Source organism: Salinisphaera sp. LB1 (genome assembly GCF_003177035.1).
In the GTDB taxonomy this organism is placed as follows: Bacteria; Pseudomonadota; Gammaproteobacteria; order Nevskiales; family Salinisphaeraceae; genus Salinisphaera.
On record NZ_CP029488.1, the window covers coordinates 4,093,738 to 4,110,997 of the forward strand.

Sequence of the window (17,260 nt, forward strand, 5' to 3'; positions counted from 1 at the left end):
GAAAATGCTTAATTAAGAGCCTATTCCAATAGGCAACGCGCTAAACAATATCGTTTGGCACGACCCGCACGTGAAATCGAGTATAACGGGTCGGGTTCAGTTCAACGCCCGGATGTCGAGCCGAGCGCCGACCTACCCAAGGAACCCTCGATATCACCCCGCACTTTTCCCGCTCCCCTTGACATGAATCAAGGCACGCCGCGCGAATGACCCATAGATTGGTGTAGCGGGCGTAGCGAAGTACGTTCAATTCTGACGACTGGCGACCGGGCGCGCTTTCTAGCGCACTGACGCTCGTCCTTGGATGCGTGAGCCGTTATTAGCTGACGGTCCGGCGCATCGCCGAATGCCCTAACCGCCCAGCCGGAGCACCTATGCGAATCGCACAACACGCAGCAGTACGCCGATGACAGGAGCACCCGAATTCCATCCCGAGTTGCGATCCAGAGCCAATTGCGGCGTCGGTGCGGTGGTCGATCTGCAAGGCCGTGCCAGTCATCAGATTCTGAGCGACGCACTGCAAGTGCTGGAACGGTTGGATCATCGCGGCGCGCGCGGCGCCGAAGAGAACACCGGCGACGGCGCCGGCGTGATGTTGCAGAAACCGGATGCCCTCTTCCGCCGCGAGATCGATGATCTGCCGGCCACCGATGCCTATGCCGTCGCCCAGTTGTTTCTGCCCACCGATCCCGACCAGCAGCAGACACTCCGACAACGACTTGAGACAGTCCTTACGGTTCGGCGTTTTGTTTCGCTTGGCTGGCGCCACGTGCCGACCCGTAACGAGGGCCTCGGCCACGGCGCGCTGGATACTGAGCCGTGCGTCCAACAATTATTTCTGGTGCACGCCGACGGCCTAACCGGCCGCGCGTTGGACCGGCGCTGTTATGTGTTGCGGCTGGCGCTGGACAAAGCAGTGGCGGACTTGCCCGGAGCCTGCTATTTCCATATCTGCTCATTGGATCGGCGCAGAATCGTCTACAAGGGCCTGCTAACCAATCCACAGCTGCGCCGCTATTATCCGGATCTGTCTGATCCGGTCGTGGTCACGGCCCTCGCCCTGGCGCATTCGCGTTTCTCCACCAATACTCTGGGCAGCTGGGCGCGCGCGCACCCCCACCGCGTAATCGTGCACAACGGCGAGATCAATACCTATCGGGCCAACTTCAATCGTCTGCGCGATCGCGAAGCCGATCTCGACCATCCCGAGATCGGCGCCGAGTTGCGCGCCCTGCGGCCTCTGGTGGAAACCGGGGTCAGCGATACCGAGCTGTTGGACGCCGCTCTCGAACTTTTAATGGCCGGCGGGCGCAGTCTGGAGCATTCGTTACGGATGCTGGTTCCGGAAGCCTGGCACAACGACCTCACCATGGAGCCAGCACGCCGCGCGTGGTATGACTATCACGCCAACCTGATCGAGCCTTGGGACGGCCCAGCGTTGGTGGTCGGCAGCGACGGTGAGCGCGTAGTCGCGGTGCTCGATCGCAACGGCTTCCGGCCTTGCCGCTACGACCTCACCCACGACGGCCGGCTGATCCTGGCCAGCGAGGCCGGCGTGCTGGATCAGCCGGCTACCAATATCCGTGAGCGCGCGCGGCTCGGACCCGGTCAGATGCTGGTCGTGGATCCGGCCGCCGGCGGCCTGCTCGACGCCGAAACCATGCAGCAACGCTTTCGCGGCGCGCATTACGCAAAATGGCTGGCGGGGCGCCCCCGGCTCGCCAGTTTTGCCCCAGGGCGCGACTGCGAGCGCACACCAGACCTGCCGGATCTGGAATCCCACCAGCGAGCGGCAGGCTATTCCTGGGAGGCGCTGGAGCACCTCTTGCGCCCACTCGCCGAAGACAGTAAGGACCCAATCGGCGCGATGGGCGACGATGCGCCACCGGCGGTGCTCTCGGCTACGCCGCGCAATGTCTACGGCTATTTCAAGCAGTTGTTCGCGCAGGTCTCCAACCCGCCTATCGACTACCTGCGCGAGCGCTTGGTCACCTCGCTGGAAAGCGATATCGGCCCACAGCGCAACCTGCTGTCCGCGTCCCGCGCCCATTGCCGCCGTATCCATCTCGACTCGCCGCTGCTGACTAACGGCGAGTTGGCCGCACTGCGTGGCCTTCAGGCACGTGGCTTTGCCCACGACACGCTGGATGCCACGTTCACGCCCGAGCAATCGCTGCCGGATGCGCTCGACGCGCTATGCACCAAAGCCGAGACCGCTGCACGCGACGGCGTCGCCCTGCTGGTACTCTCGGACCGCGCGAGCGGCGCTAGCCGATTGCCCATTCCGGGGTTGCTGGCCGTGGGCGCAGTGCACCAGCATTTGCTGGTCCACGATCTGCGTCTGCGCGTGGCCTTGATCGCCGAAATCGGCGATGCGGCCACCGTCCACCATATATGTACCCTGTTTGGTTTCGGCGCGGACGGCGTCAACCCCTACCTAGCGCTGGCCAGCGTCGGCGCCCTGACCGGCGAGGACGCTGCACTCCCGCGTTATCTGCACGGCCTCGAGGACGGACTGCTCAAGGTCATGTCCAAGATGGGCATCAGCACCCTGGAAAGCTACAAGGGTGCGCAGTTGTTCGAAGCGCTCGGTTTGGCGCCCGAGGTCATCGATCGCTGCTTCACCGGCAGTATTAGCCGAATCGGCGGCAGCGACTTTGCGCAACTCGAAGCGAGCCTGCGCGAAGATCATGCGGCGGCCTGGGCGCCGCCGCTGCCGGACACACCGCGACTGGCCAACGGCGGCGAACTGTACTGGCGTCGCGACGGCGAACACCACGACTGGGATCCGGATACGCTGGGCTTGTTGCAGACCGCGGTGCGTACCCATGACGAACGCGCCTACCGCGCGTTCAGCGAGCGCATCGACCGCCCCGCCGACGGTGCGCGAAATCTGCGCAGCCTGCTGGCGTTCAAGGTCACCGACGCCGTCCCCTTGGAACAGGTCGAGCCCGTCAACGCCATCACCCGGCGCTTTTTCTCCGGTTCGATGTCGCTGGGCGCATTGTCACCCGAGGCGCACGAAACCATCGCTATCGGCATGAACCGGGTCGGCGGTATCGCCCACACCGGCGAGGGTGGCGAGCAGGAGGAACGTTTCGGCACCGAGCGCGAATGTCGCAACAAGCAGATCGCCAGCGGACGGTTCGGGGTCACCGCCGCCTATCTAGCCGCGGCGGAGCAGATCGAGATCAAGATGGCGCAGGGTGCCAAGCCGGGCGAAGGCGGCCAGCTACCCGGCCACAAGGTGGCCGGCTTGGTGGCCGAACTGCGCCATATGACGCCGGGCGTCGGTCTGATCTCACCACCGCCGCATCATGACATCTACTCGATCGAGGACCTGGCGCAGTTGATCCACGACCTGCGCGCCGCCAATCCGAACGCCGAAATCCAGGTCAAGCTGGTCTCTGCGCCGGGCGTCGGTACGATTGCCGCCGGCGTGGTCAAGGCCGGCGCCGATGCCATTCTCATCGCCGGTGATGCCGGCGGCACCGGTGCGGCGGCCAAGACCTCCATCAAATCCGCCGGCTTGCCGTGGGAACTGGGGCTGGCCGAAGCCCAGCAGGTGCTGGTGGCCAATCGGCTGCGCTCGCGCGTCCACCTGCGAACCGACGGCGGTCTCAAGACCGGTCGCGACGTCGTGGTTGCCGCCCTTCTAGGCGCGGAAGCCTACGGTTTCGGCATGGCCGCGGTGATTGCCGTGGGCTGCATCATGCTGCGCAAATGCCACTGCAACACCTGCTCGGTCGGAGTCGCCACCCAGGATCCGGAATTGCGCAAGCTGTTCCCTGGCCAGCCCGAGCATATTGTCAACCTCATGCGTTTCATCGCGGCCGACGTACGCGGGCATTTGGCCGCCCTCGGCGCGCGCAGCCTGGACGAGATCATCGGCCGGGTCGATCTACTGGCACAAGTGGACGCGGATGCGGCCGACCTGCACGGCCTAAACCTGAGCTGCGTACTGCGGCAGCCCGAGGGCGACGACGACCGCCGTTGTCGGGCGCTGCCGCAGCAACGCGCCGCAGACCGCGTGGATACCGCGTTCATCGAACGCGCTCGGCCAGCACTGGAACGCGGCGAATCCGTCACGATCAACGACTGCATCGACAACCGCGACCGCAGCGTCGGCACGCGCCTCAGTTATTGGCTGACCCATCGCCACGGCAGTGCGGGCCTGCCGGACGCCACCCTGCGTCTTGTTCTGGACGGCGTTGCGGGCCAAAGCCTGGGTGCCTTCGTCAACCGCGGCATACAAATCCAAGTGATTGGTGCAGCCAACGATTACGCCGGCAAGGGTTTGTCCGGCGGGCGCCTCATCCTGCGCGCGCCCGCCGACGCCGGTTTTGATCCTGACGCCAGCGTCATTCTCGGTAACGCCGCGCTCTACGGCGCCACCGGCGGTGAGTTCTATGCCCAGGGTGCGGCCGGCGAACGCTTTGGCGTGCGCAATTCCGGCGTCCTGGCGGTGGTGGAAGGATGCGGCGATCATGCCTGCGAGTACATGACCGGCGGCGCGGTGCTGATCCTCGGCCGCCTCGGGCGTAACTTTGCGGCCGGCATGAGCGGCGGGGAGGTCTTTCTGCCGGCCGATGCGCACGCTGCGCTCGATTCATTGGACGACGGTTTTCAGGTCGAGGCGCTCTCAGAACCGCGCGATCTCGCGCTCGTCGAGCGGTTGCTGCGCAACCAGTCGTATTACACCGGCAGCCGGATCGCCGATGATCTGTTGGTGCAATGGCCGGACCGCGCTGAACGGCTGTGCAAGATCACCCCGGTCGGTTATGCCGAGGCCGTCGCTGAACAAGTCGCGGCGGGCAACGACCCGCGTGTGGCCTTGCCGCCGGCTGCCGGGGACGCTGTCGCTGACGGGGAGACATCATGAGCAATGAAAACCATCCCGGCGGCTATCGCCAGCACGACCGCGAGCCGATCGGCTACCGCGCACCGGCCAAGCGCCGCCAGGACCATCAGGAAATCTACGCCCCCGATTGGGACGAGTTGCAGCTGCGGGAACAGGCCACGCGCTGTATGGACTGCGGTGTCCCCACCTGCACGTCGGGCTGTCCGATCGGCAACATCATTCCAGACTGGAACGATCTGGTCAGCCGCGGCGACTGGCGTACCGCCCTGGCCCGCCTGCACGCGACCAACAACTTCCCCGAGTTCACCGGCTATGCCTGCCCGGCGCCCTGCGAGGACGCCTGTACACTGAACTACAACCTGCAGCCGGTCACGATCAAGGATCTCGAGCGCGCGATCGTCGACCGCGGCTGGGAGGCCGGCTGGATCGTGCCCCAACCGCCGCCTGAGCGCAGCGGGCTGCGCGTCGCGGTGGTCGGCAGCGGGCCCGCCGGTCTGGCCTGCGCGCAACAGCTCAACCGCGCCGGTCACCGGGTCACGGTCTTTGAGCGCGATGACGCGCCCGGCGGGCTGGTCTGCTACGGCATCCCTGACTTCAAGTTCAGCAAGGACAAGCTGGAACGCCGTATCGGCCAGCTTACGGCCGAGGGTATTGTGTTTCGCTGCAGTACCGAACTCGGGCGCGACGTGTCGTTGAGCGAACTACGCGCCGGCCACGACGCCGTGGGCCTGACCATCGGCGCGCTGCATCCGCGCGATGTCGAGTTACCCGGACGCGAGCTGGATGGAATCCATTTCGCCATGCCCTATCTGGTACGCGAAAACCGCCGCCAGGCCGGGCGCGAGCAGACCGAGGGCCCGGACGCAGCCGGTCGCAACGTCATCGTGCTGGGCGGCGGCGACACCGGCGCCGACTGCGTGGCCACTGCACTACGCCAGGGTGCGGCCAGCGTCACCCAGATCAATATCAACGAACGACCGCCGCGCGAGCGCGCAGACGACAATCCCTGGCCGCTCGTGGCACGCACCTATAAAACCAGCTATGCGCTGGCCGAAGGCGCCGACGACGAATTCTCACTCGACACGCTGGCTTTCGAGGATAACGACGGCAACGGTCATGTGGACTGTCTGCACACCGAGCGCGTGCGCTGGGTCCGCGATCAACGCGGTCGCCGCGTCGACAAACACGTCCACGAAGCCGATCGACGGCTGCCCACCGAGCTGGTGCTGGTAGCCATCGGTTTTTCACGCCCCCAGACCGAGGCGCTGAACGCCCCGGAACTGGCACTCGACGACAACGGCACCTTTGCCACCGACGGCCAAATGATGACCTCTGTGCCCGGCGTGTTCGCTGGCGGCGACTGCAATATGGGGCACTCACTGCTGGTCTGGGCGATCGGCGAAGGCCGCGATCTCGCCCGCTCGATCGACCAATACCTGGCCGGCACCTCGCGTCTGCCGCCCAGCCTGCGCACCTCGCATCGGCCGCTACAACCCGACAGCTGGGATCTAACGGGATGACGTGGCCGGGGCTCGCCATCGCCGTACACCTACTGGCGGTCCTATGGTGGATCGGTGGCCTCGCGTTCGTGACGTTGGTGCTGCTGCCCGCGCTGCGTGCCGAGTTCAACGACCAATCACACGCCCTGCTGAGCGCCATCGAACGCCGTTTCGCACCGCAAGCACGCCTGGCAGTGGTCCTGGTCGGCGCTTCGGGGATCTATCTCCTGTGGGCTTTTGATCTGTGGCGGGTCCTGGGTCAACTATCGTTCTGGTGGCTGGACGCGATGATCGGCTACTGGCTTGTCTTCGCGATGATCCTCTTCGTGATTGAACCCTTGGGGGTTTTACAGCGCCTGATTTTTGTCGGGCAGGATCCGGCGATCGCATGGCGACGTTTCCACGCGCTGCACGCTGTGTTGTTGGGTCTGGCTGTGATCATCATCGCCGCCGCCACCGCCGGTAGCCATGGCTTCTGAATGGTGCTCGCCTGGCGAAGTCGCCCGCACGCGCCTGCTTGCAAGCATAAAGGCGTACCCGCGATGCTTTTCGAATACCCCATAACAAAGACGAGGCGCGAACCCATGACCGATTCATCGATTGAAAGCGATCTCTTGACAGAGGCCTTCTTCACAGGACTGCCGCCAACGGCGATCACATTTCTGGCCGGCTGCGCCAGTCAGCGACAAATCCACAAGGACGACATTCTGTTTCATCATGGCCAGCGCGCCGACCGGTTCTATCTGCTGCAACACGGCTGTATCAGCATCGAGGTCGTCGCCATCGAGGGCCCGTCACTCGAGTTGCAAAGCCTGGGCCCGGGCAAAATTCTGGGCTGGTCATGGCTGATCCCACCCTACTCTTGGCATTTCCAGGCCCGAGTCGAAGAACCGGGCCACGTCATTGAATTCGACGGAGAGGCGATCTTGGCGCATTGCGAAGCAGATGCCGAGTTCGGCTATGCATTGCTCAAACGCTTCTCCGCCCTGATGTCCCGGCGCTTGGAGTATGCCCGGGAAAAAATGATGAACGAATGGCGACCGCCTGGTTTTGCCTGAATCCGACCGGTCCCCGGGAGGGACTCATGACGAATATATCGCGCGATGTGACGGCCTGCGACGCACTGGTCGTCGGTGCGGGTCGGGCCGGCCTGGCCACCGCGATTCGTATCAAACCCAAAGATGCCGACAAACATGTCTGCGTGTTGGAAAAAGCCTCCGAAGTCGGCGCGCACAGCCTGGCCGGTGCCGTAATCGAGACCCGTCCGCTCGACGAGTTCCTGCCCGACTGGCGCGACGACCCGCCCTCGATCTGCGTGGAAGCGGTCGCCGATGAATTCTGGATGCTGAAAAAAGACGGCGCACACAAACGACCGACACCGCCGCAGCAGAAAAACCATGGCAACGTCATCGTCTCGATCGCCAACATGATGGCCTGGCTGGCGCCCAAGGCCGAAGCGCTGGGGGTCGAAATCCACCCGGGTTTTTATGCAGCCGAAGCCGCGTTCGACGACAACGGCGTAGTCAAGGGCGTGCGTACACCGGATATGGGCCTGGACCGCCAGGGCCACAAGAAAAACAGCTACGCGCCCGGCATCGAGATTCATGCCACGATTACGATCTTAGCCGAAGGCTGTCGCGGCAACTGCACCAAGCAACTGATCAAACATTTCGAGCTCTACAAGGACTGCGACTCCCAGACCTACGGCATCGGCTTGAAGGAGCTCTGGAAAGAGCTGGAAGACCGCGCCCAGCCGGGCTTGATCCAGCACACCATCGGCTGGCCGTTGAGCAACGACACCCATGGCGGCAGCTTCATCTATCATCTGGACGACGACCGCATCGCCATCGGTTTCGCGGTTGGTCTCGATTATGCCGATCCACGTTTCAGCCCCTTCGAGGCATTCCAGCAGTTCAAGCATCATCCGAAGATCAAGCCGCTACTCAAGAGCGGCGACATTGTGTCGTTCGGTTCCCGTGCGCTGGTCGAGGGCGGCTGGCAGTCGTTACCGAAATGGAAATGCCCGGCGCGATCATCGTCGGCGACGCCGGCTGCGGCACGCTGAACGTGCCCAAGATCAAGGGCATCCATACCGCGATGCGCTCGGGCATCATCGCCGCCGACCATATTGTCGCGACCGGCGAGGCCAAGGGCTACAACCCCGCACCGAGAACCTCCGATGTCGCCCGCGAATTCAAGCAAGTCCGCAACATCCGTCCAGGTCTCATGAAGGGCAAGTGGTTCGGTCTGGCCAACGCGGTCTGGGAAACCGCGGTCAAAGGCCGATCGCCCTGGACGCTGACCAATCACACCGACCATCTCGCAACACAAAAACTATCTGAACTGGAAAGCGCCACGCCCGACGAAACGCAGGGCTATGGCAAGCGCGATCTGGCGCCGCGCGATCGGCTAGCCTCGTTGTATTACCGCCCAGGCCGAACACGACGAAGATCAGCCAGTGCATCTGCAGGTTGCCGACCCCGAAATCTGCGTGACCCGCTGCTCGGTCAAATACGGCAACCCGTGCACCCGTTATTGCCCGGCGGCAGTCCATGAAATTGTCAAAGATTCACAGGGCGCGCTGGACCTCAAGATCAACGCCTTTCACTGCCGAAAATATCAACTGGATTACGTCGGAAGGCGGATCTATGCCAAATTGCTATAATTTATGAACTTACCACTCAAGCTATTCAGTATCCATGAGTTACGAAACGTGATCGATGAGTTGAAGTGCACGAAGTACATGCGTCGCTTACCGCCGGGCACAAGCCAGTGGAACCGGATCGAACATCGGATGTGCCCTACATCACAAATAACTGCGACCGCTGACCTTTGATCAATCACGACGTGGCGGTCAATTTGATTGACTGAACCACAACGATCGACGAGCTCCATATTCGCTCGCAGCTGACAAACGATACCTATGCGTCGGGGATCAAAGTCAGTGATTTCGGCTTGGTGATCAAGCACGACGCGTTTATCGAGACTGGAACTATCACTCGATTCTCCGGGTCCCTATCGACTTTTCACGGAACATTCAAGTTATTCTCACTGGAGTCCAAAATATGATTCAGAGGTTGTCTTCCTCGGTTCGTAGGTCACAGGCAGCGCACCACTTGCGCGAAGAACAGCCCACAGCGGCTGCGCATAGTACTCTGGCCACGTGATGCCGATCCTCACCGACACGTTCAACCGACCGTTGCGGGATCTACGTATTTCGCTAACCGATCGCTGTAATTTTCGCTGCACTTACTGCATGCCACGGGAACTGTTCGGCGCCGAGCATTTTTTCCTCCCGGGGAATGAGCTACTCGATTTCGACGAAATCGAGCGGGTCAGCCGCATCGCCGCCGGATTGGGTGTGACCAAGTTGCGGCTGACAGGTGGCGAACCGTTGCTGCGCCGTAATATCGATGTGCTTATCTCGCGTCTGGCGACGGTCAACGGTATAGACGATATCTGCCTTACCACCAACGGCTCTTTGCTGACTGCTAAGCGCGCCCGCGAGCTCAAGGCTGCCGGATTAAATCGCGTCACTCTGAGTCTGGATGCGATCGATGATCGAAGATTCAAGGCAATCAACGACGTCGGCTTCCCGACGTCCAAGGTGCTCGAGGCCATTGATAATGCGACCGGCGGTGGCCTGTCGCCGGTCAAGGTCAACTGCGTCATCCAACGCGGCGTGAATGACGATCAGATTTTGCCGATGGCCGAGGCCTTCCGACATACGGAGGTGGTGCTGCGCTTTATCGAATACATGGACGTCGGTGCCACCAACGGCTGGCGCTTGGACGATGTGGTGTCGGCCCGTGAAATCATGGACACCATCCGAACCCGTCATGCCATTACTCGGCAGCCGGCCACCCAGCCCGGTGAGACCGCTAACCGCTGGCGCTACGACGACGGCGCGGGCGAGATCGGCATCATCGCCTCGGTCTCGATGCCGTTTTGCGGCGGCTGCACGCGAGCGCGTCTGTCGGCTATTGGAGAACTCTATACTTGTCTATTTGGTCTGCGCGGCCACGACCTACGCACGTCGCTGCGCTCCGGTGCCACTGACGCGGACCTGGCTACTCTGCTTGGCAGCATCTGGAACATTCGTGACGATCGTTATTCCGAGCGCCGAAGCGAAGAAACGACTCATCGCCACGCGGGCTTTAACAGCCGCGTCGAGATGTCCTATATCGGGGGATAATCACCGCCGGCACGTCTTCCGCGATACAATCTCAACCACATCAATGACGTAGAGTACATCTGGGGCTCTACCGCAAAGTGCGCGTCCACATCCTGCAGCGCTACTTCAGACGTCAGAGCGCTCGATCGCCGCATGAAGAGGACAAACGGTGTGAGCCAACTCGAGCCGTGCATATTGTGTTGAGACCACACAATCGAAAACGTCCGGTCGACAACCCCAATGGGAAGTCGAAACAGCCTGCCATTCAACCCGTCTAAATCCTTCTACAGCTTGCATTCCCATAGAATTTCAAGACGCATCCGCGCACTGCGAAGCTAACGCTGGATTCGGGTATCTATTGCTCAAGCTCTTATTGATCCTGATGTCCGACGCCTGGGGTTTGTCCGGAAATGATTGCGTCTACGACTTTGCACGATACGCCGTACACCACCCGTCGGCGTTAACCAGCTTGCCACCGAAAATCTCACACGGGCCGTACTGATCACCGTCCTTGCCTCGGTAGAAGACGCAGTTGGCGCATACTTCGCCTTTCTTGTATCTGCTGGCCGTTTCCTGAGTCGCGTCTTCCCGATAGTGAAGCTGTTTGGCAAAGGCCCCATGCTCAGAAACCTTCGCCGGCGCCGCGAGCGCGACCGAATCCACAGCGCAGAATCCCAAAGCGATCGTTCCAACACAGGCACGCACGGCCGAAACCAGAAATTGGCGCCGTGACGGGTTTTCCACCTTGCTTTTCATCAGTTCTCTCGTTCGCTGTTGAGAGTCAGGACGTCCGGCAAGCGGCGCACTATGCTTCCAGACAAGAGCAAACCATAGTCCGACCACAGCGCGACTCTATGCATTATCGGTCTCTAGCATCCGATCGGTGACACGAATAACCGCCGGATCGTCGGCGTGCTCGGTCAGCATCCGCCGAACCCTGTCTTGCCAAGCGGCGCCGAACGCCGCCTGTTGCTCGGCATCCGCGCGATTTTGCATCACGAGTGCCATCAACTCGTGCAGGTTGGCGGTAACCGGCACCGCGTCCACATGAAACGCGACCGCCACCGCTGCGGCGGTATCAACACGGGTGACGCAAACCGTGTTTTCCTCAGATGTAGCACTTGTGGCGAAACTCAGCAGGCCGTTGCGCGCAAATCGGCCACCGATGCCTCTGAAGCCGCCATCACCCGCCGCGCCCGTCAATAGCGTGAATATTTGCGCAACCACGCCGACGGTGCCATGCGTGGCCGGTGCCGGCATATGTACGGCAATCGCACCGCGCTCAGCCGGGCCGCCCGGGTAGAGTGCGGCAAGCGCTGCGCGACCGGCCAGGAAAGCACCCGCCACGGTCGGGCAGGAATGCCCGGCCAACCGTACCGCGTCCTCATAGCGATACTCGATCAGGCCGGTATCGGTCGCGCCGAGCAGCTGTGCCAAAGGATCGCGCACCTGCACAGTTGGCGCATGGTCGAAAAATTCCGGGAAACTCATTTCGGTTCTCGTTAGATAGTTATTGTTCGATAGATGCCGCTTAGCTCAGTCGCGATTGTGCATACACGCCATTAGGATTCCAGCCTCGCCTCAAGGGTGATGTCAGCATTGAACAGCTTGGAGACCGGACAGCCCACTTTGGCACCATCGGCCGCCGCCCCGAACGCCTCCTGATCGGCACCCGGTATCCGCGCATGTACGTCTAGATGTACCGAGGTAATCGTGAAGCCACCGTTGTCCGGCTCGACGGTAACCGTCGCCGTGGTATCAATCCGCTCCGCCGTGAGACCCGATTCGCCCAGTACCAGCGACAGCGCCATGGAATAACAGCTGGCATGCGCCGCCGCCAACAGCTCTTCGGGACTGGTACCGGCTCGGTGTTCGAAGCGGTTACCAAAAGAATACGGTGCGCCAGAGATTAGTCCGCTTTCGGCAGAGATCGTCCCCTTGCCGTTCTTAATGCCGCCTTCCCAGACGGCTGCTGCATTACGCTTCATCGGGATCTCGCCTTGTGATTTGTAACCAAGCGTAATGCAGGGCACGCGAGCAAACCTTGATGCGCATCAAGCCGGCACTAGATTTCTCCGGGTATCAGGGCTATCAGCGCACCAACGCCACGCCCCGACTGACGCTGGGCGATTTTCGACCCAATTCTTAGGACGGACCGCGCGCCGCGGATTTACCGGCCACCGCCATGTGCCGGAGCAGTCCGAACAGCGTGATCCCCCACGCCAGCAGGGCGAGACAGAAAAAGATATCTGGAATGAACCACAAGAACGACAGCTTCATGGATCGACTCATGTGTTCGGTAGCAGCCGCGTACATGCCAAGGGGAAACACTAGTCCCCAATACAGCGGGTTATAGACGAGCGGAACACGTCGGATGACGTGCTGCCAGAAACCAAGCAACAACAGCAGTGGAATCCACCAACTCCCGACGGCCCAGTAGAACACCGTCATGCCCTCGAGAAACGGTCTTACTGAATGTAAATAAGGCGCGTGTGCGCTGTTCGTAATAAGTAGCGACCCGGCGAGTGTGGAGATCGCGGTCGCGCCCATATCGATCCAGTAGGTCGGCATCAGATCGGCCGGCACCAGTTCGAAAAAGAAATAGCGATAGAAGATGAGCGTGCTCACCCAGACATAGAGCATGCCGCCGGCCAGCCACATTGCCAGCGCAAGAAAATTCAAATCGAGCCGAAACGGTTGCGGCCAATGAGCGCCAATATCGGCTGCGAGCACTGCGATCGACTGGGTGGCGACCACGATGAGCAACCAACCACCATTGATGCCGCTGGCGAGCGTTGACTTGTCCGACCTGATCGCCAGGCTCGCCAACACGGTATAGCTCAAGCCAAGCCACAGCAGGCTGGCGAGCACAAAAAGTGCAGTCGCGACCCAATAGGCATATTCGATCGCCACGCACTGGCCGCCCAACACGCTGGTCGCCGCGATCCACGTAAAATAGCCTGGCCCGCGGGCCGCATCGGTCATATCGGCAAGCATGCGGCGGGTAAACCAGGTCAAGCGCAGACCATTGAGCAGCCATAGGACGGCGTAGAACACTCCGTTGAGGTATAACAGCGCACGGCCGACAAGATGCAGACCCAACATATGCGCGGCAATCGAAATGATGCCGGTCGCCATCACCAGGGCAAAATATGCCGGCGGCAGATCGCGTGCGGCGGCGGTTAACAATTTCACGAGGCACCCCTCGGCGATTAACCAATATGATCCGGATAGCCTACCCGGCCGTACCGCTCGGATCATCGTCGCCGCGTCTCCCGTCATTCGGAAACCGTGTGAGGGAACCACCACATCGGTTTGAAACCCGATTCGCCCTTTATCACCGTCACAAACGTTTCGGCTCGTTTCCGCCGGTGCCGTGGTGTGACCGGCACCGGCGGAACGCACCATGCCGCCGAATCGGGCTCCCGCCACGCCAGGCGCACGACACGGTTGCGCTATTTGACCACCATCTCACGCACCGCATTGCGGGCCGCTTTCCCATCGCGCTGATCCCGCAGCAAGCCGCCAAGTATTCCCTAGAATCAAGCAGCCTCTGATTCATGGCAAGGGTTTGCGACTCGGGTTTCAGATCGCAACGATAGCGCTATTCAAATGGCTCGCGACCGGCAGCAATGTACTCGAGCCGCGCGGCGTGCGCTGCCCGAGCTGCCCGATGCAGCGCCGGCCCGAACGAGATTCGGACCGGGTCGATGTCGACAAGCCGGGCAAAGCCCGGACCGTGAGGCCGGCAAAGCAGGTTGATTCGCCCGTCGAAGGCTACCATCAATTCATTGATGGCCTGCTAGTCTTCGACAAGGATTGGGTAAATGCAGTCGGCACCGGACTCAAGGTAGCGCTGACCGCGCTGTATCGCCTCGGCGACCTGCTCGGCGGGCTCACCACGGCCCTGCGAGAACACATCCACGCGGGCCTTGATGACCAGAACGACGCCCGCCGCGACTGCCGCTGCGCGAACTGCCGCCAGGTATTCCGCCTGGAGAACCGCATCGCGGAGACCGCCGGCACCGTGATCGGAATCCTAGAGGTTACAACCGGCGGCGCCGAACGATTTCAGGCGCTCGACCAACTCCGCCGGCTCAAGTCCGTCGCCGGCCTCGGCATCGACGGTGACCGGCAGTGTCGTCACGCGTGCGATCCGCTTGGCCATATCGAACATCTCGCCTACCGGGGCTGCCTCGTGGTCGGCGTAGCCGAGAACCGCCGCAATGCCGGCACTGCCGGTCGCTATCGCTGCAAATCCAGCCTTCTCCACCGCCCGCGCGCTCGCGGCATCCCAGACGTTGGGCAGAATCAACAGGTTGCCGGGCCGATAATACGAACGCAAAAGCTGCGCCTGTTCTGCCTGACTGGCGGCTGCTCGTATCATTACCGGCCTCCGACTAGTGGCCCGCGCCGGGCTCGGCGCGGCTATTTCGATCCACTCTCGCCTTTGAACGCGTCGAACGCCAGATGCGAATGGGCGACCGCGCCGCCGGCACGCATCTCTGCGGCCACCCAAATAGCTTCCATCAGTTCGGCTTCGGTCGCACCCTCACGCTTGGCGGCCGGGGCGTGACTACGAATGCAATAAGGACACTGGGTCACATGGGCAACCGCAACCGCGATCAGTTGCTTTGTCTTCGCATCCAGCGCCCCCGGCGCGAAAACCGTCTTGCTAAAATGGCGCCATGCGTCCTCGATATGGGGGGCGAGCTGCTGGCGATGCTGTCTCGGTGTTTGTGTCATGTCGTTCACTCGCTGCCTGAACAATATCTCTCTACAACCGTACCCGAGCTGACGCTTCGGGCTCCGCGCACTTTCCACGCGTCGATATCCGGGCGTTAGGAATGAACCCGCCGGCAAACGCAACGCTCAAGGTGTGGCCGTCATATAGGCGTCGAGTTCGCTCTTTAACAGCGCCGTATATTTCGCGTCAGGCGGATTGTTGGTGATGGACTCCTGCCACTGATTCACCGCGGCCCAGTCCACCTCGTCCAATCGATCGCGGGCCCACGCAAAAACCGTCTGTTCCTCGTGGCGCATATGCGCAAGGTTCAAATCGATGTAGTCTCGCGCGGCCTCGATAAGTGCCGCTCGCGATACCGGTTGGTCATGAAGTGCCTCATCCAGCCGAGCCCGGAGAAGACCTGTGCCGGCAATCAATTCGGCGTGCTCGGTAAGCGCCTGCTCCGCGCCGAGCAATCGCGGCATGCCGTGGCCTATGAGATCCTCGAACATGCGGTCTTCCAACGGATGATGCACCCGATTGAAGTACTCCGAGTAATGCTGGGCGATGTCGTGCATCAACTGGTGGTCAGCGGCGTCGCCGCGCTCGCAGCACGCCAGCTCGCGTTCGAACAGGGCCAGCAAATTGCGCAGCCGATCATGATCCAGGATCAGGTGGTCGAGAACAGTCGCCATAGCCGTTTCTCCCGATGAAGTCATACCGCGTCAGACGGTCATATACTAAGTCGGCAATGCCCGGAACGCCTTGATATGGGTCAAGCGGTGCGCGACAACGAGCGGCAGGTTCTCCTGGCTGGCCAATCAACGCATTTTCAAGGCGAGGGATTATAAACCGCCGGGTTCGGCGCCCCGCTCACTTCGATCTCCGCCAGCAGCCCCTGGTGGACCACCCGGCTGAGCGCGTGATCGACCAACTTGATGGTCTCGGGCACCGGCAGCGCCATATCGCCGACAAAGCAGCTCCCCGGCGGTACCGGCTGGGTCTGGATGTATTTGAGCGGCGGGTTGGCGAGAGCGCCCTGCGGCCAGCAACGGGCCCAGACGTTGCCGATGGGATGGAAGCTGGACAGCAGATTGGGCCCACCAGAGACCATGAAAACACGGATCGTCTCGCCCACCCTGGCGTGCAGTCGACCCAAACGGTCCGGCGTGTACCCATCCACCGCCCCGTTGAACACCACATAATGCGGTTGCTCGCGAATCATCGCCGGATCATCGAAGTGTAATAACCCCTTACTCCCGAACGGCTCTCGCGTATAAAGTTCGTGCTGGCCAAGATAAAACTCGCGATCAACCGGCGGCAAACCCTCATGCGGCTCGACCACAATCATGCCGAACATACCGCGGCTGATATGTTCGTCCAGGTTAGGCACTGCACAGTGGTAGATGAAAGCACCCGGGTACAAACACTTGAAGCGCACGGCCTTGCTCTGGCCGCCCGGCACGACCAGCGTGGCCGCCGAACCGCCGCCTGTTCCATAGACCGCGTGCAGGTCGATACTGTGGGGCCGAGTATTGGTGCTCGGACTGGTCAGCGTGAGCGTCACGGTATCGTCCTGACGCACGCGTAAAAAAGGGCCGGGCACTTGCCCGTTCCAGGTCATGAAGTCAAATCGCGCACCGTTATCGAGGCACGCCGTAACCTCGCGCGCCATGAGTTCGATATCGTGATGGACCGCATGATCGCGCGTGATGGGTTGGGGCACGCGCCTCGCATCCGCTGCGATGCTGTTACCCACGCCCAGGATCTCAGACCCGGCGTCGCTGTCAGACGTGCGCGCCGGCGTACTAGGCGTCGCGGCAGACGCGCCGCGTAGCAATCCGCCGGTAGCGCTCAGCAGAACCGCGCCCGCCCCGGCGATTCGCAGGAATTGGCGACGCGCCAGGTCGGTGGGTCTGGGTCTCGGGTCTTCCATGCCAAATGCCATCAGATTAACGGTCGAAAATCTACAAAAAATCGCCCCGCCGTACCTTGACGCA

At 61.8% G+C, this 17,260-nt stretch carries 12 protein-coding genes and 2 pseudogenes; 6 read left to right on the top strand and 8 right to left on the bottom strand.

All coding sequences use genetic code 11. The annotated features are described in order from the left end of the window. The first annotated feature begins 406 nt into the window (after positions 1-406). The 6 genes and pseudogenes from gltB to moaA all read left to right on the top strand — a co-directional run bounded on the left by gltB (position 407) and on the right by moaA (position 10,555). Positions 407-4,882 carry a glutamate synthase large subunit gene (gene gltB / locus SALB1_RS18390; RefSeq protein WP_109995167.1) on the top strand — a complete coding sequence of 1,492 codons (4,476 nt, stop codon included), beginning with the start codon at positions 407-409 and terminating at the stop codon, positions 4,880-4,882. Beyond that, positions 4,879-6,381, top strand: a complete 1,503-nt coding sequence (locus SALB1_RS18395) for a glutamate synthase subunit beta (protein WP_109995168.1) — start codon at positions 4,879-4,881, stop codon at positions 6,379-6,381. Before gltB ends, SALB1_RS18395 begins: the two co-directional genes overlap by 4 nt. After that, entirely contained in the window at positions 6,378-6,839 is a 462-nt protein-coding gene (locus SALB1_RS18400; protein WP_109995169.1) for a hypothetical protein, read from the top strand. The genes SALB1_RS18395 and SALB1_RS18400 overlap by 4 nt, the downstream gene beginning before the upstream one ends. 105 nt (positions 6,840-6,944) lie before the next feature. Then, on the top strand, positions 6,945-7,418 hold the full coding sequence (locus tag SALB1_RS18405) for a Crp/Fnr family transcriptional regulator (protein ID WP_109995170.1): 474 nt from the start codon (positions 6,945-6,947) through the stop codon (positions 7,416-7,418). A 26-nt stretch (positions 7,419-7,444) separates the two neighbouring features. Further along, positions 7,445-9,032: pseudogene (locus SALB1_RS20040) on the top strand (4Fe-4S dicluster domain-containing protein). Positions 9,033-9,526: 494 nt separating this feature from the next. Beyond that, complete coding sequence (moaA, locus tag SALB1_RS18420) at positions 9,527-10,555, top strand: GTP 3',8-cyclase MoaA (RefSeq protein WP_109995172.1); 1,029 nt, start codon at positions 9,527-9,529, stop codon at positions 10,553-10,555. A 399-nt stretch (positions 10,556-10,954) separates the two neighbouring features. Here moaA and SALB1_RS18425 read toward each other — a convergent pair whose 3' ends face one another. From SALB1_RS18425 to nirK, 8 genes and pseudogenes are all read right to left on the bottom strand, one after another. Beyond that, a complete protein-coding gene (locus tag SALB1_RS18425; RefSeq protein WP_109995173.1) occupies positions 10,955-11,290 on the bottom strand; it encodes a high-potential iron-sulfur protein in 336 nt (111 codons plus the stop codon). A 96-nt stretch (positions 11,291-11,386) separates the two neighbouring features. Then, entirely contained in the window at positions 11,387-12,025 is a 639-nt protein-coding gene (locus SALB1_RS18430) for a hypothetical protein (RefSeq protein ID WP_109995174.1), read from the bottom strand. Positions 12,026-12,096: 71 nt separating this feature from the next. Then, a complete protein-coding gene (locus SALB1_RS18435; RefSeq protein ID WP_109995175.1) occupies positions 12,097-12,522 on the bottom strand; it encodes an OsmC family protein in 426 nt (141 codons plus the stop codon). 157 nt (positions 12,523-12,679) lie between these two features. After that, the gene (locus tag SALB1_RS18440; protein ID WP_199678869.1) at positions 12,680-13,729 is read right to left on the bottom strand and encodes a tellurite resistance/C4-dicarboxylate transporter family protein; all 1,050 of its coding nucleotides are present in this window, start codon (positions 13,727-13,729) and stop codon (positions 12,680-12,682) included. A gap of 607 nt (positions 13,730-14,336) precedes the next feature. Next, positions 14,337-14,921 (bottom strand): annotated as a pseudogene (locus SALB1_RS19670) (isocitrate lyase/phosphoenolpyruvate mutase family protein). 41 nt (positions 14,922-14,962) lie between these two features. Next, positions 14,963-15,280 (bottom strand): carboxymuconolactone decarboxylase family protein, encoded by a 318-nt coding sequence (locus tag SALB1_RS18450; RefSeq protein WP_109995176.1) that lies wholly within the window; start codon positions 15,278-15,280, stop codon positions 14,963-14,965. 126 nt (positions 15,281-15,406) lie between these two features. Beyond that, positions 15,407-15,955 (bottom strand): hemerythrin domain-containing protein, encoded by a 549-nt coding sequence (locus SALB1_RS18455; RefSeq protein WP_109995177.1) that lies wholly within the window; start codon positions 15,953-15,955, stop codon positions 15,407-15,409. A 137-nt stretch (positions 15,956-16,092) separates the two neighbouring features. Then, entirely contained in the window at positions 16,093-17,019 is a 927-nt protein-coding gene (gene nirK, locus SALB1_RS18460; RefSeq protein WP_370453266.1) for a copper-containing nitrite reductase, read from the bottom strand. Positions 17,020-17,260: the final 241 nt, after the last annotated feature.

Bases quoted from the DNA above. Each gene is read 5' to 3' on its own strand.
- gltB (WP_109995167.1), top strand. From the start codon at position 407: ATGACAGGAGCACCCGAATTCCATCCCGAGTTGCGATCCAGAGCCAAT.
- SALB1_RS18395 (WP_109995168.1), top strand. From the start codon at position 4,879: ATGAGCAATGAAAACCATCCCGGCGGCTATCGCCAGCACGACCGCGAG.
- SALB1_RS18400 (WP_109995169.1), top strand. From the start codon at position 6,378: ATGACGTGGCCGGGGCTCGCCATCGCCGTACACCTACTGGCGGTCCTA.
- SALB1_RS18405 (WP_109995170.1), top strand. From the start codon at position 6,945: ATGACCGATTCATCGATTGAAAGCGATCTCTTGACAGAGGCCTTCTTC.
- moaA (WP_109995172.1), top strand. From the start codon at position 9,527: ATGCCGATCCTCACCGACACGTTCAACCGACCGTTGCGGGATCTACGT.
- SALB1_RS18425 (WP_109995173.1), bottom strand. From the start codon at position 11,290: ATGAAAAGCAAGGTGGAAAACCCGTCACGGCGCCAATTTCTGGTTTCG.
- SALB1_RS18430 (WP_109995174.1), bottom strand. From the start codon at position 12,025: ATGAGTTTCCCGGAATTTTTCGACCATGCGCCAACTGTGCAGGTGCGC.
- SALB1_RS18435 (WP_109995175.1), bottom strand. From the start codon at position 12,522: ATGAAGCGTAATGCAGCAGCCGTCTGGGAAGGCGGCATTAAGAACGGC.
- SALB1_RS18450 (WP_109995176.1), bottom strand. From the start codon at position 15,280: ATGACACAAACACCGAGACAGCATCGCCAGCAGCTCGCCCCCCATATC.
- SALB1_RS18455 (WP_109995177.1), bottom strand. From the start codon at position 15,955: ATGGCGACTGTTCTCGACCACCTGATCCTGGATCATGATCGGCTGCGC.